Annotated in this window: 14 protein-coding genes; 8 read left to right on the plus strand and 6 right to left on the minus strand. The window is 32.5% G+C overall.

The window, feature by feature from the left end; all coding sequences use genetic code 11:
- Window positions 1-33 precede the first annotated feature (33 nt).
- Window positions 34-387: a carboxymuconolactone decarboxylase family protein gene (locus BUA82_RS19895; protein WP_073012796.1), complete on the minus strand. Its 354-nt coding sequence runs from the start codon at window positions 385-387 to the stop codon at window positions 34-36.
- A gap of 97 nt (window positions 388-484) precedes the next feature.
- Window positions 485-907, minus strand: a complete 423-nt coding sequence (locus tag BUA82_RS19900) for a MarR family winged helix-turn-helix transcriptional regulator (RefSeq protein WP_073012799.1) — start codon at window positions 905-907, stop codon at window positions 485-487.
- A gap of 214 nt (window positions 908-1,121) precedes the next feature.
- Between BUA82_RS19900 and BUA82_RS19905 the strand changes: the two genes are divergently transcribed.
- Window positions 1,122-1,877: a tRNA threonylcarbamoyladenosine dehydratase gene (locus BUA82_RS19905; RefSeq protein WP_073012802.1), complete on the plus strand. Its 756-nt coding sequence runs from the start codon at window positions 1,122-1,124 to the stop codon at window positions 1,875-1,877.
- Here the strand turns inward: BUA82_RS19905 and BUA82_RS19910 are convergent.
- The 3 genes from BUA82_RS19910 to BUA82_RS19920 all read right to left on the minus strand — a co-directional run bounded on the left by BUA82_RS19910 (window position 1,872) and on the right by BUA82_RS19920 (window position 4,621).
- Entirely contained in the window at window positions 1,872-2,552 is a 681-nt protein-coding gene (locus BUA82_RS19910; RefSeq protein ID WP_178140791.1) for a DUF4230 domain-containing protein, read from the minus strand. The two genes, BUA82_RS19905 and BUA82_RS19910, sit on opposite strands and share 6 nt — an antisense overlap.
- Before the next feature lie 204 nt (window positions 2,553-2,756).
- Window positions 2,757-3,953, minus strand: coding sequence for a class I SAM-dependent methyltransferase (locus BUA82_RS19915; protein WP_073012807.1), 1,197 nt, complete (start codon window positions 3,951-3,953; stop codon window positions 2,757-2,759).
- A gap of 116 nt (window positions 3,954-4,069) precedes the next feature.
- Window positions 4,070-4,621, minus strand: coding sequence for a hypothetical protein (locus BUA82_RS19920; protein ID WP_073012810.1), 552 nt, complete (start codon window positions 4,619-4,621; stop codon window positions 4,070-4,072).
- Between the two features lie 243 nt (window positions 4,622-4,864).
- On the opposite strand from BUA82_RS19920, the gene BUA82_RS19925 reads away from it, so the two are divergent.
- The 4 genes from BUA82_RS19925 to feoB all read left to right on the plus strand — a co-directional run bounded on the left by BUA82_RS19925 (window position 4,865) and on the right by feoB (window position 9,600).
- A complete protein-coding gene (locus tag BUA82_RS19925; protein WP_073012813.1) occupies window positions 4,865-6,043 on the plus strand; it encodes an MFS transporter in 1,179 nt (392 codons plus the stop codon).
- A 103-nt stretch (window positions 6,044-6,146) separates the two neighbouring features.
- Window positions 6,147-7,088 carry a GNAT family N-acetyltransferase gene (locus BUA82_RS19930; RefSeq protein WP_073012816.1) on the plus strand — a complete coding sequence of 314 codons (942 nt, stop codon included), beginning with the start codon at window positions 6,147-6,149 and terminating at the stop codon, window positions 7,086-7,088.
- A 152-nt stretch (window positions 7,089-7,240) separates the two neighbouring features.
- Window positions 7,241-7,468: a FeoA family protein gene (locus BUA82_RS19935; protein WP_073012819.1), complete on the plus strand. Its 228-nt coding sequence runs from the start codon at window positions 7,241-7,243 to the stop codon at window positions 7,466-7,468.
- A gap of 14 nt (window positions 7,469-7,482) precedes the next feature.
- Window positions 7,483-9,600, plus strand: a complete 2,118-nt coding sequence (gene feoB / locus BUA82_RS19940; protein ID WP_073012821.1) for a ferrous iron transport protein B — start codon at window positions 7,483-7,485, stop codon at window positions 9,598-9,600.
- Between the two features lie 102 nt (window positions 9,601-9,702).
- On the opposite strand, the gene BUA82_RS19945 is transcribed toward feoB, so the two are convergent.
- Window positions 9,703-10,779: an NAD(P)H-dependent flavin oxidoreductase gene (locus tag BUA82_RS19945; protein WP_073012824.1), complete on the minus strand. Its 1,077-nt coding sequence runs from the start codon at window positions 10,777-10,779 to the stop codon at window positions 9,703-9,705.
- A gap of 174 nt (window positions 10,780-10,953) precedes the next feature.
- Here BUA82_RS19945 and BUA82_RS19950 point away from each other — a divergent pair, with 174 nt between their 5' ends.
- The 3 genes from BUA82_RS19950 (at window position 10,954) to BUA82_RS19960 (ending at window position 14,434) form a co-directional block, all read left to right on the plus strand.
- Window positions 10,954-11,679 carry an EcsC family protein gene (locus BUA82_RS19950; RefSeq protein WP_073012827.1) on the plus strand — a complete coding sequence of 242 codons (726 nt, stop codon included), beginning with the start codon at window positions 10,954-10,956 and terminating at the stop codon, window positions 11,677-11,679.
- Between the two features lie 338 nt (window positions 11,680-12,017).
- Complete coding sequence (locus BUA82_RS19955) at window positions 12,018-12,986, plus strand: YbgA family protein (RefSeq protein WP_178140792.1); 969 nt, start codon at window positions 12,018-12,020, stop codon at window positions 12,984-12,986.
- Between the two features lie 92 nt (window positions 12,987-13,078).
- A complete protein-coding gene (locus BUA82_RS19960; protein WP_073012831.1) occupies window positions 13,079-14,434 on the plus strand; it encodes a deoxyribodipyrimidine photo-lyase in 1,356 nt (451 codons plus the stop codon).
- The last annotated feature ends 324 nt before the right edge of the window (window positions 14,435-14,758 follow it).

Genomic DNA, 14,758 nt, shown 5'->3' on the forward strand with positions numbered 1-14,758 from the left:
CAAAATTGGACAGCCTCTATGTTTAATTAAAATTTATTTAAAGTCTTTTTCAAATTCGTCTATAGAATCTTTTAATAAGGTTACTGAGTAAGCCATGGAAGGACCTCCACCAAAGGCTACTGCTACCATAGCAGCTTCCATTATCTCTTCTCTTGAAGCTCCTGCTTCTAATGCCTTATATGTATGGAATACTATGCAATACTCACATCTGTTATAAGCTGCCACACCTATACTTATTAATTCTTTAGTTTTGGTATCAAGATTTTTAGGAGCATAGGTTGTTCCTAATAAGCCCATAAAAGCATCTAAATTTTCCTTATTGGTGCTGCCTAAATTTTCTAGACCTTGCATAAAGCTGTTAAGCATTTCTCTTGGATTATTACTCATGATATACCCTCCTAATAATATGTTTTGAAAACAGTTACTTGTCTAATAATTAGTATAGCAATTATTAGGGTGCTAATCAATAGACTTTGTTAAATAATTATTTAATATTTTCTACCATTTTTTCTAATACATTAATAAACACATTTAACTCTTCAGGAGAAATATCTTTAGTGAAAATGTCACCCATTATTTCACCTTCTCCTTTTATAGTATCCCAAAATTCCCTTCCTTTATCCGTAAAAATTAAATTATATGCTCTTCTATCTTCAGGATTTTTTACTCTTTCAACCAAGCCGTCTCTTTCCATTCTATCCATAAGTCTCACCACGGAAGATGGCTTTATATTTAATTTTTCAGCCAGTTCCATCTGGCTTAAGGATTCATATCTATCCAAATAATAAAGAGCAATCCATTGAACCCTTGTAATCCCCTTATCCATCAATCTATTATTAAAAGCCTCCGCCAACTTCTTCGCCTGAACATTTGTTAAAAATCCTATACAATTTTCTAAATCAAACATAATACCTCCGTATTAATTGAGAATTTGTAGGAGAGTTAAGAGGTAAGAAGTAAGAGTGAAAAGGTAAGAGTTAAGGATGAAACTCACAGAGTTTTTTTACAATTTAATTCTTACTTCTTACTTATTCATTAATTCTCAATTTTTTCTTTCTTATTCTTTATTATTATAATATAATATTCAATGTTAATAAACACTAAAGGAGAGAAGGGAAGATATGCTTCAGCACTCATTGTCCAGAACTGAGCTTCTAATTGGTAAAGATGGTTTAGAAAAGTTAAGAAATAGTAAGGTGGTAGTTTTTGGAATAGGCGGTGTAGGAAGCTTTACGGTAGAAGCTTTGGCTAGATCTGGAGTGGGGACACTTGTACTTATTGATGATGACACCGTATGTTTAACTAATTTAAATAGGCAGATTCATGCTACCTATGACACCCTTAGTAAAAGCAAGGTAGAAGTTATGAAGGAAAGAATACTTTCCATAAATAAAAAATGTGAGGTTATTACTCACCAGGTTTTTGTAACTGCAGATAATATTGGGGATATAGTAACGGAAGATGTGGACTATGTGGTGGATGCTATAGATACTATCACAGCTAAATTGGCTCTTGCGGTATATTGCCAAGATAAAAATATAAAGATAATAAGTTCTATGGGTACAGGGAATAAGCTTGACCCAACACAGTTTAAAGTAACGGATATATATAAAACTAAGGTTTGTCCTCTAGCAAAGGTCATGAGATATGAGCTTAGAAAAAGAGGGGTTAAGGCTTTAAAGGTAGTTTACTCAGAAGAGGTACCTATGAAACCTAACGTAGAAGATGTGGTAACTTGTAAAACCGGATGTGTATGCACTGGAGGTACTAAAAAATGCTCATCTAAAAGGCAAATACCAGGAAGCGTATCCTTCGTGCCTCCAGTAGCTGGTATGATTATAGCTTCTGTAGTTATTAGGGATATGTTAGAACTATAATTTAAATTCAATAATAACTTCATAAGGCTGTGGAATAAGCGCTTCAGATAAGGATAGAATAAAGTCCCTAATCATTATCTTACTGCTTTCCATGGCCTTTGAGTTTAGTTCCTTGTCTTTCATCCTTTCCATCATTCTTTCATTAACCTCTTTATTTATAGCCATTTGCTCCTGGGAGGTAAGGGTTATCTCACCAAATCTAAGCAAACCTTTTTCAGTACTTTGAAATAAAGTTTTTTCTTCTTGAAGGCTGCAGGTTTTAACAAAAGGCTTAGAAATGTATATGGTAATGGCATTATTAGTGGTATCTACTATTACTGAGTCCTTGGTAATGGTAGATAAATCTATGGCATAAATCCCCTTACCAAAATACTCTATGTTTTGTAATTTTTTAAAAACTGCAAGCTGTCCCCAGCTTTCATCTATTATTATTTTTTCTGTAAGGTCTACTTCTAAAGGGATAAACTCCATCTTTTTGGACATACCATTTACTATGGATTCCTGAAGCTGAAATTTAAGTGCAGACTTATTATCCTCAGGGGAAAGAGGCACAGATTTATATTGCTTTACAGTAGGTTTAAACTTATTACCTATAAAAACGCCTGAAGTAATAAGCAAAGCACTAAAAGCTAAAATAACCATAAGTTTAAATTTAAAAGGAAGCCTAAATCTCATTTTCATGTCCTTCACCTTGCATAAGTATTTATTACTAAGTATATTTATATGCTGGTGATAGTATGATAAGCAGACATTCCAAATCTACGATTTGGCGCAGTCGCTTACTTCTTCGTAAAACCTAAAGCGACATCCCCTTATTTTTAAAAGCTTTAGGTGAGGAGAAGAAGTTTCCTTTAATTATCTCATTTATACCATTTATCTTTAATATTCATTTATATAAGCATACAAAGCTGGATATACATTTAGTGAGGACATAAGATTATAGTATTCATCCATGGCATCTTGATTTTCATCAGATTTTTTTATAGCTCTAATCATTAAGTTTTTAGGAGTTTCTAAAGGAGAAATGTATTCCACTATAGATACCTCGTAGCCTTTTGCTTCTAAAAGCATGGATCTCATACCATCTGTAAGCACATCTGCCATTCTGGCCTTTAATATTCCGTGCTTTAATACCCCTTTAAAAGGTTCATAATTATATTGGTTTAGAAGCTCCCTATGGCAACAAGGTACTGCTATTATACAATCAGAATTCATTTTTATTCCTGCTGCTAAAGCCATATCCGTTGCTGTATCACACGCGTGTAGGGATATAATAACGTGTACCTTCTTTTTAGGTTCATAGCTGTTTATGTCCATAGCATAAAACTCCATGTTCCTATAACCTAAGTTTTCTGCCATTTTTTTAGAGGAGGCTATTACCTGCTCCGATATATCTATGCCTATAAAGTGACATTTTCTTCTTTTTACTTCTGTTAAATAGTAATTAAGCACGAAAGTGAGGTAAGATTTACCGCATCCGCAATCTAAAATATTTATAACCTCATTTTTTGGAAGAGAATCTAAAATTCCTTCTAAAAGCTCAACATAGTGATCTATCTGATTATATTTTCTTATCCTATCATTTTTGATTTTACCTTCTTTAGTCATTATTCCTATCTCTTTTAAAAGAGCATCAGCTTTTCCAGGTTTTATATAATAATCTCTATTTAAAAGGGTAGAGGTTTCTGTGTAATGCAGGTTATTAATGCTAGAAGATACAGAAGCCTTTGGAATATCTTCTTCTTCCTTAACCTCAGTGGTATTCATTTTTACATTCTTGTTATCTGCTGAAATTAAAAGTTCTGTACCTCTTTCTCTGTAGAGTAGGGTTAAAGTTTCGTATTTCTCTGCTTCTTCTGTTATCTTTTCAAACAACTCTTCTAAAGAAAATATCTCTGTTTTACCATTAAAATTATATTTTATAGAACCTTCTTCATATATGCCTTTGCCTTTGAACTCTTTTAATCCAGCGGAATATGTAACCAATATATCCTTAAATATAGAAGAGTTCTCACTGAACCTGCCTTGAAGCCCAAGCAAAAAGAGCTTTACTTTATTTATGTTTTGCTTGTTCATTAAAAATCACCTTTCTTTAATTAAAATCAATATATTAAGTTTATCAGCTTTTTGCATTTATATGCAATGAAAAATAATCATGGTAAAGGCATGAAGCAAAATTATATTAAATAATGTTATCTATAAGGCACCTCTTGCTCTACAATTTTTAATAACCTAGTCATTATTTTACTATCTGTATTTATATTTTTTATTTCAGAAGTATATTCTTCTTCACCATAAATCATGTTTGTGCCAAAATCCTGTTGGGTTTCTGCGCTTACAAGAAAAAATACTTTTTTAAACTTAATTTCTTTTTCTTCATAAGTATTTAAGTGAAATTTAAATGATGTTGGTTTATCATAGATAAACTCAATACATCTCCAAGCATATTTAGAATTAGACACTTCTTTTAAAAGTGAATCCTCATTAGGTGAATTAATTATTTTTTTACTTTCCTGTGTGGGTTTTAAACGTTCAGATGTTAATCTAAGAATTTCGTGAAAATTTTTGTCCTTTTCATTTATAGTTATATTTTTATTATTATTATAAATAATTATTTTTTTGGGCTTTGGTATTAATATAGATATTTTACCTATATTATTCATTCTTTGATATATCAAAGGAATAAATAATATAATTACAATAAAAATTATTACAGATATTATCCACTTTTTTCTTGAATACATTTAAATAACACCTCTTTGAAAAGTATATAATTAACATTAATGGAATATAGTGAAATTATATCATGATAATAATTATAAAAGAAGTTAATATAAATGTTTATTGATTTTCTCCAGATAGATATATTGCATTAGTAAGCTATGGAAAATCAAAAATCCACCTTAGAATTTATGATTTTTTGTGCTATAATTTACTTGAATTTCTATAGGATATGTAGTTAAATATCCTAAATATTGGAGGGAAAAATGAATAAAAGAATAAAAACAGCTTATCCAGCTGCGCTTATCATGCTTTTTGCAGCTATGATAATGGCAGCTATAACTGAAAATACAAAAGGTGTTTTTGTACCTGGTTTTAAAGAAAATTTTGCTGTGGGTAATAAAGAGATATCCTATATGATTATAGGTACTACAGCGATGTATATGATATCTACCTTTGTTGGAGGGTACCTATGTGAGAAAATAGGTCAAAAAAAGGTATTTATCTCAGGACTAGCGGTATTATTAATAACCCTAATAATGATGTCTTTCAGCAAGAACTTTGCTATGCTTACCTTCTGGATATCCTTGAACAGTGCAGGGTTAGCTCTTGCAGGGATAGCAAGCAATACAGTACTTCCTGTTTTAGTTTTAAGCATGCAGAGCTTAGTTATGAACCTTCTGCACTTTTTTTATGGCTTTGGTTCTACCATAGGTCAAAGGACTTTTGGCTTTTTATTAAATAAAGGAGTAGGCTGGAGAAGCATTTATTTAGGCATATCAGTAATATTTGTAATATTGCTCATAGTTTCATTTTTTGTACCTTTTCCGGATCTTCATATAAAAGATGATAAAGAGAAACTATCTATTAAGGAGATACTATCTAATAAGCTTATAATATTCTATATGTTAGCTTTAGGATTTTATGTTTTTGCTGAAATGGGTACAGCTAATTGGTTTGTAAACTATATGCAATCCGCTTATGGATATAATGAAAATCAAGGTTCCCTATATCTTTCAGGATTCTTTCTGTTATTTACCATAGGAAGACTTTTAGGGGGCTTTGTAGTAGAGAAATTTGGAAGCTTTAACGTTATAATCATATCCTTATCCATTGGTTTCTTGCTTTATACCTCAGGATTGATCATGGGACAATCAGGTATGGTGTTGGTGGCAGCCTCTGGAATATTCTTTGCAGTTACCTTCCCTACTATAATAGCTAGCATAAGCAAGGTTTTTCCTGTAAGTAGTTCCTATATAACAGGAATATTAGTTACTTCCGCTTCCTTTCAAGGGATGATATTAAACTTCTTAATAGGTGCGGGTAATGACTTCCTAGGGGCCCAAAAAGCTTTCTATCTAATACCTATATGTATTTTGGTTTCTATAACCTTTAATATTCTAATATATAAAAATACTAAAAGTATATTTGTGAAGGAAAAATAAAGTTGTGATTCGATGATAAAGCATTATGAATATCTAATTATAAAGGTAATTAAAAGCCTATGATATATGACCTTTTCATTATATTTTTAGGGAGATGTAGTTGATGAAGGAAAAAAGTAATGTTCATATAGAAGTATTAAAGGGAGTTAATAATGAGTATTTGATAAAGGATGCAGCAGGGATTAATGCAGGAAGATTCATTATTTTTGATATAAGTAAAGAAAATAAAAGATGTTCTTTAAGAATAAGCTTTTATAAAAAAGATAACCTTGAGCTGTTAGAAAGTTCTTTAAATAGTATTATTTCCACCATTTTTAAAGATCAAAGCTTACATAAGATAAATATTTATACGGCAAATAACCTTCAGCTTGAAGCCTTTATTAATTGTGGTATGGAGCTTCAGGGCATATTAGTAGATAATATATTTTTAGAAGGACATTATGAAAATGAATTAGTTTTCGGAATAGATGCGGTAAAGTATAAGACTTTAAAGATAAATAATACCGTGAATATTAGTGACTCAGATATTATCCTAAAGATTCTGGGACCTCATAATGCTGAAGAACTGTTACAGTATTATATTAAAAATAAAAATCATTTAAAGAACTTTGAGCCTTTTAGGGAGGAGAAGTTTTATACCTTAGAAACTCAAAAAAACCTTTTAAGTGAGAGCTATAGACAGTTCTTAATGGGGAACAGTTATGACTTTGGCATATTTATTAAGGACAATTTTATAGGTAAAGTTAAACTATCTAATATAGTTTATGGAGTCTTTAAAAGTGCAATATTAGGATATTCTATGGATGAAAACTTTCAGGGAAAGGGCTATATGACTGAAGCTGTATCTCTAGTGTGTCAGTATGCCTTTGAAGAGCTGGAGCTTCATCGTATAGAAGCTTCTACCTTATTAGATAATATAAAATCTCAAAAGGTTCTAAAGCGTTGTGGATTTATAGAGCTTGGACTAAACAAAAAATATCTTTTTATAAATGGCAAATGGCAGGATCATATTACCTTCTATAGGTGCCAGGCACGTAACAAGTGACAAGTTGGGATTTTCATCCCGCTTGTCACTTGCCGCTTGCCTGGCACCTTTTTTTATTTTTTTCATAGAATAAATTAGGAAAGTTAGTCTAGGGAAACTTAATTAGATTTTACTAACTTAAAAGTTATTTAATTAAATCGGAGGGAGAAAAAATGTATAAACTGTGTGATATACGAGTAGGCAGCCTGGTTAGAGTTAATGAGTTGTTTTTAAAAGGCCTTATGAGAGAGAGGATGCTGGCTTTAGGTTTTACAAAAGATGCTCTAATAGAAGTCATAAGAAAGGGACCTAAGGATAATCTTACAGTGTTTAAAATTAGAGATACCATGATTGCATTAAGAAAAGAAGAATCTTCACTTATTTTAGTAAAAGGAATTTAGCAGGAGGTCTATACATGGGGTTCACCTATGAATCAACTAAGAAAGAGTTTTTAAAGGATAATTTTAATATAGAAAAGAAAGATAGTGAATTTATAATTGCTCTAGCTGGAAATCCTAATACAGGTAAAAGTACGGTGTTTAATAGTTTAACTGGCCTTCATCAGCACACCGGCAACTGGCCTGGAAAAACCGTAGTAAATGCTAGAGGAGAGTTTAGTTATAAAGACAAATCTTATGTTTTGGTAGATTTGCCAGGAACCTACTCTTTATTTGCTACTTCTGTAGAGGAAGTGGTGGCCAGAGATTATTTGTGCTTTGGAAACCCAGAAGCAGTAATAGTGGTTACAGATGCTACTGCATTAGAAAGAAATTTAAATTTAGTATTTCAAGTCATGGAACTTACCTCCAAGGTAATACTTTGTGTGAACCTAATTGATGAAGCAGCAAAGAAAAAAATCACTGTGGATGGAGAAAAATTAAGTAAAGAGCTGGGAATACCAGTGGTTTTAACAGCTGCAAGAAATAATGTGGGCATGGAATATTTAAAAGATACGTTAAGTGGTTTAATAGAAGGAAGGATATCTTCTTATCCCAATAATACGGTCTATTCAGAAGAGATAGAGGAGTACTTAAGAAAAATCAATGAAGTAATAAGAGAAACCATGGATGAAGTTAATCCCCGCTGGTATGCTTTAAGGATGTTAGATGGAGATGAAAGCTTATATGATTCTATGAAAAAATACTTAGTGGATAAGGAAATAGAAAGTATAAAAGATAAAATTAATAATATTATAAATAACTTTGATAAAAACTATATAAGAGATGAAATATGCCAAGCTAATTTTAAAAGAGCAGAAGAAATTAAAGAAAAAGTAGTGAAACAAGAAAAAACACATAAACTTAAAGAAAAAGATATAGATGATATTTTAACTTCCAAAAGGTATGGATTGCCTATAATGATACTCTTATTGGCGGTGGTATTATGGCTAACAGTAACAGGGGCTAATTATCCTTCAGAGCTTATCGCCAGATTTTTATTTGGTATTGAAGCAAAGCTTACCCAGCTTTTCAATTCTCTTAATGCGCCAGCTTGGCTTCATGGAATTGTGGTATTAGGGCTTTATAGGACTTTGGCTTGGGTGGTATCCGTTATGCTTCCGCCTATGGCTATATTCTTTCCTATATTTACCTTATTAGAAGACTTAGGATATCTTCCTAGAGTGGCCTTTAATATGGACCACTATTTTAAAAAGGCTTGTGCCCATGGAAAGCAGTGCCTAAGCATGTGCATGGGGCTAGGTTGTAATGCTGCAGGAGTAATAGGCTGCAGGATAATAGACTCCCCCAGAGAAAGGCTTATAGCAATATTAACTAATAACTTTGTTCCTTGTAATGGGAGGTTCCCCACTTTAATAGCTATTGCTTCTGTGTTTTTTGTAGTAAAAAGCAGAGACTCTTTAAGTGGTATACTCCCTGCTTTAATGGTAACAGCTATGGTAATACTAGGAATACTTGTTACCTTAGGAGTTTCCTTTTTGCTATCCAAAACAATTTTAAAAGGTATACCTTCTTCCTTTACCTTGGAGCTGCCTCCTTACAGAAAGCCCCAGGTAGTCAGAATACTATATACCTCTTTAATAGATAGAACTGTATTTGTATTAACCAGAGCGGTGCTAGTAGCTGCCCCTGCAGGGGCTATAACTTGGATATTAGGCAATATATATATTGGAGATTATAGCATAGTAACCTGGGCGGCAAACTTTTTAGAGCCTTTTGCCAGAGCCTTAGGACTAGATGGATATATATTGATGGCCTTTATCTTAGGGTTTCCTGCCAATGAAATAGTCCTTCCTATTCTTTTAATGTCTTATCTTTCCACAGGTCATATGATAGAGTTTGAAAGCATAGACAATCTTAGACAAATATTACTTGAACATGGATGGACTTATCTCACTGCATTAAATGTAATGCTATTTAGCCTACTGCACTGGCCTTGTGGCACCACTCTATGGACCATAAAAAAAGAAACAGGAAGCATGAAGTGGACAATTATTGGAGCAGTAATACCCACTATAATAGCTATAATGGTTTGCTTTTTAACTACAACGATTTATAGATTATTTATTGCGTAATTGTCGTATTCATGCGAAACTTTAATAACCATTAATATTTCCTATAAATAATTCATGCAAAAAGCTCAATGATGAAGGATCATTGAGCTTTATCTGATGATGTTACTTGTCACGTGCCTGGCAACAATCCCCAACAAGTTCATTAATTAATTCTTTTACCGTTACGATTTTATCTATTTTATCTACACTGCTGCCACAGAAAAGCAGACCTTCATCAATGTCGCCATTTCTGGCATTAATAAGTGCTTGAGATATGCAGTAGGGGGTGTTTTGAGGGTTGCAGGGCTTTAAACAATTGTTAATACATCTTACTTTTTTAGGACCTTCTTCTAAGCTTTTTATAAAGTTATTTCTTATGGCACGTCCAGGCATGCCTACAGGACTAACCACTATTTGAATATCTTCTTTTTTGGCATTCACATAGGCCCTTTTATAATTTTTATGGGCATCGCATTCCACTGTGGCTATGAATCTTGTGGCCATTTGAACGCCATCTGCTCCTAAATCCATGAATTTAGCTATATCTTCTCCGCTAAATATACCACCAGCAACCACCACTGGAATATGGCTGTTATATTTTTCTTCATAGGGCATTAAAGCCTTTTTTACATCTTGAAATATATTTTCTATCTTTTGAGGTTCCAAGGAGAGATCATCTTTATGAAAGCCTAGGTGACCACCAGCTTCAGGACCTTCTACCACTACTAGGTCTGGCATCCTTGAATGTTTTCTTTCCCACATTTTACATATTACTGAAATAGCTTTTCCTGAAGAAACTATAGGAGCTATTTTAACTTTGGTTTCCTTAACCAACTCAGGAAGCTCCATAGGAAGACCTGCTCCAGATACAATTAGATCTATACCTTCTTCTACTGCAGCGGTAACCAACTCTTTATAATGGTTAACTGCCGTCATTATATTAACTCCAATTATTCCTTTTTTACACTTTTCTCTAGCTAATCTTATTTCTCTTTTTAATGCTCTTATATTAGCTTTTAAAGAATCTTTAATAAAATCTGGCTCATTAAAACCTATTTGAACTCCAGAAATTATTCCAATACCACCTTCCTTTGCCACAGCTGCAGCTAAATTATTTAGTGATACTCCTATACCCATTCCACCTTGAATAATAGGCACAGTGGCTATTAAATTTCCTATTTTTAATTGAGGTAACTTCAATGATTTTCCCTTCTTTCCTTTTAGTATAAATACTTTGATTATCAAAGTATTTATACTAAAAATATTAAGTAAAAAATAGCTTAATGTCAATAAAAATTAATAGCATTGTCATATTTAAAATAAACATATATGTATATAATATAAATATTCATTAATATTTTAAGGAGTGCTTTTATGAATTTATATGAAAAGAAAGCGTTGAAAGAATTAAAATATTGGCAGAAAAACATGACTAGGAAAGCATCTATAACTAATAAGCTATCTAAAGGAATGCAGGATAAATTTAATAATCTAATTCCAGAGCAAGTACATAAAGTTATTACAGAAGCCATTAAAAATATGGTGAAAGTAGTGGCTGTAGGTTCTGAATACACTACAAGAAAACCTCTTATGCAGGGAGATTTAAAGCAAAGAGAGGAACTTTTACAAAATAGAATTAAGTTTTACAAAGGTGCTGGAGCGGTGAGTGGTGCTAGTACCGGGGCAGGTGGAATTCTTTTGGGTTTAGCGGATTTTCCTATTCTATTAAGCATTAAGATGAAGTTTCTATTTGATGCCGCTGCTATATATGGATTTAATGTAAAAGATTATAGGGAAAGACTTTATATACTTTATATATTTCAAATAACCTTTTCCAGTCAAAAAAGGAGAAATGAAATATACAACATTATGGAAAATTGGGACAGTTATATTAAAACTCTTCCTGATGATGCAGAATCCTTTGATTGGAGAATTTTTCAACAGGAGTATAGGGACTATATAGACTTAGCAAAGATGCTTCAACTAGTACCAGGGATAGGGGCAGTGGTAGGAGCCTATGCTAATTACAAGCTTTTAAATCAGCTGGGCTATTATGCCTGTAACGCTTATAGAATGAGAGTCTTTAAAAAAGAAGATTAAATTAATTGTACATTACAATTATCACATTATATAAATATTTCAAAACCCATGATATAATTTATCCCATAGCTAACCGCCCCTAATACTCCTACTTATTTAAGTGGTGAGATAAGGGGGTCTAAGCTCCTGGATAAGTTCTTCTAAGCTTCAGCTGGAGTAAGTATTCCTTTTAAGCAAACGACCTCTGAAGCTAAGAATCACTTGATTTGAAAACAATTATTATGATTTACTCAAATACTCTTAAAAATTATTAAGTAAGTAAATAAAATAGCAAGGGATAATAAACCTAGTGATAATTCAATTATCAGTAGGTTTCACTTACAATAGGAGGATTGTTTATGGAAAAGATTTGCATGCCACAGGTGGTGGTAAGTAGATGTTTAGGTTTTAGTGCTTGTCGCTACAATGGTCAGACTATACCAGATAAATTCGTTAACAAGCTAAAAGATTATGTAGAATATACTACTGTTTGTCCAGAAGTAGAAATCGGGCTAGGAATACCAAGAGACCCTATTAGATTGGTTTCTGAAAAAGACGAAATCTTTCTTTACCAGCCTGCTTCAGGTAAGGAGTATTCAAAAGAAATGACAGACTACTCTTTAAACTTTTTAAACTCCCTTAAGGATGTAGATGGCTTTATACTTAAGGGAAGGTCACCTTCTTGCGGTATAAAGGATGTAAAGGTGTATATAGGAAAGGAAAAAGCTGTAGGTTCTACTAAAGGAGCAGGGCTTTTTGCTTCTGAGGTTATGAAGAAATATCCTTATTTGGCTATTGAAGAAGAAGGAAGGCTGACTAACTTTAGAATAAGAGAACACTTCCTTACAAAAGTATATATAATGTTCAAGCTACGCCAAGTTAAAGAAAGCAAGTCCATGGCTGAGCTGGTTAAGTTTCAGTCAGATAACAAATACCTCCTTATGGCTTATCACCAAAGAGAGCAAAAACTTTTAGGCAGAATAGTAGCAAATCATGATAAAAAACCTTTTGAGGAAATCATTGATGAATATAGAGATCATTTAGGAAATGCCTTTGCAAGACTTCCTAGATATACTAATTATATAAATGCATTAATGCATATATTTGGTTACTTTTCAGATAATCTTTCTTCAAAAGAGAAAGAATTTGTTTTAGGTACTTTTGATAAATATAGGGAAGGAAAAGCACCTTTAAGCGTGCCGCTAAATCTTTTAAGATCTTATGTTATTAAGTATGAGCAAGGCTATCTATTAGAACAGAGCATTTGGGCTCCATATCCTGAGGATTTGGTGGATATAAGCGATTCAGGGAAGGCTGATAACTCATAATAAAAGAGTGGATTCTCAAGAGGTAATTAGAATCTTAGGAAATATAGATATTTAGGAAAAGTTTATAACTAGTAATAAGGTCGGTGAAAGTATTGATTTCTCAAGAAAGAATTATAATCTTAAATGATAAAACCGTGATGAACAACCCCTATGTAGTTTATTGGATGCAAAGCTCCCAGAGGACTGAGTATAACCATGCCTTGGAGTATGCTATTTTACAGGCAAATAAGCTTAAAAAACCTTTAGTTGTATATTTTGGACTAACTGATAATTTTCCTGAAGCTAATGAAAGACATTATTATTTTATGTTAGAGGGCTTAAAGGAAGTAAAATCAGAATTATCAAAAAGAAATATTAAGATGCTTATTATAAGAATATCACCTGAAAAAGGAGCCTTGGAGATATCATCTTTGGCGGCTTTGATGGTGGTGGACAGAGGTTATTTAAGGATAGAAAGAGACTGGAGAAAAGTCTTAGCTGAAAATGCACCCTGTGCTGTGATTCAGGTAGAAACTAATGTTATTGTACCAATAGAAGAGGCTTCACCTAAAGAAGAATATTCCGCAGCTACTCTTAGAAATAAAATAAGCAAAAAGTTACAGGACTATACATTACCCCTGAGTGAAAGGGAAATTAATGAGGGTTCTTTGAAATGTACTCTTCCTTTTGAAGAGTATGATATAGAAGATATAGATAAAGCTATATCTCAATTAAAAATTAATAAGGATATTAAAAGAACTTCTTATTATAAAGGTGGTACTAGTAATGCCAAGGTATTATTGGAAGGGTTTATCATCCATAAGTTACCTTACTATAATGAATTAAAAAATGAGCCGGGAGAAGATTATACCTCTAATTTAAGCCCTTACCTGCATTTTGGACAAATTTCTCCTTTATATATTTATATGAAACTAATGAATGTACATATAGAGGATAAAAAGTACTTTTTGGAAGAACTAATAATAAGAAGAGAATTAAGCATGAATTTTGTTTTTTATAATGATAAGTATGATTCTTATGAGTGTATTCCTGCTTGGGCAAAGGTTACCTTGAAAAAGCATTTGAAGGATGAGAGGGAGTTCATTTATTCCTTAGAGGAATTAGAGGAAGGTAGAACCCATGATATATATTGGAATGCTGCCCAGAAGGAAATGGTTATTACAGGAAAGATGCAGGGATATATGAGGATGTATTGGGGAAAGAAAATATTAGAATGGAGCAAAACCCCGGAAGAGGCTTTTAATACAGCTATGTACTTAAATAATAAATACCTTTTAGATGGAAGAGATCCCAATGGATTTACAGGGGTAGCTTGGTGCTTTGGCAAGCATGATAGACCTTGGAGGGAAAGAGAGATATTTGGCACCGTTAGATATATGAATGATAAAGGGCTAAAAAGAAAGTTTAATATGGAGAGATATTTGATAAAAATACAGAGTATTTCCTAGAATATTCTATAAAAAGCAATAAACAATTCCTAGTGTGTCAGTATATGAATAAATTTGATATTTTGAGTATACAATATCATAATAGGAATAATTCATTTATACAGGAGTTTTTGATATTTGTATGATAGTAGTCTCGTGTTACTATAAGTGAGTCGCTTGCGGCAAGAGCGACACCGAGTCAAAACACTTGGATACATTAAAAATTAGTTAGTAAGAAAATCTAACAAACAATTTTTAAAAAAGTGTTGACAAGGAAAACCCACCGTGGTAAGATAACTAAGCGGTGAGGGAAAAGCCGCACTGGTCTTTGAAAATTGAACAGAG

It is taken from the genome of Clostridium amylolyticum (genome assembly GCF_900142075.1).
Classification (GTDB): domain Bacteria; phylum Bacillota; class Clostridia; order Clostridiales; family Clostridiaceae; genus Clostridium_AA; species Clostridium_AA amylolyticum.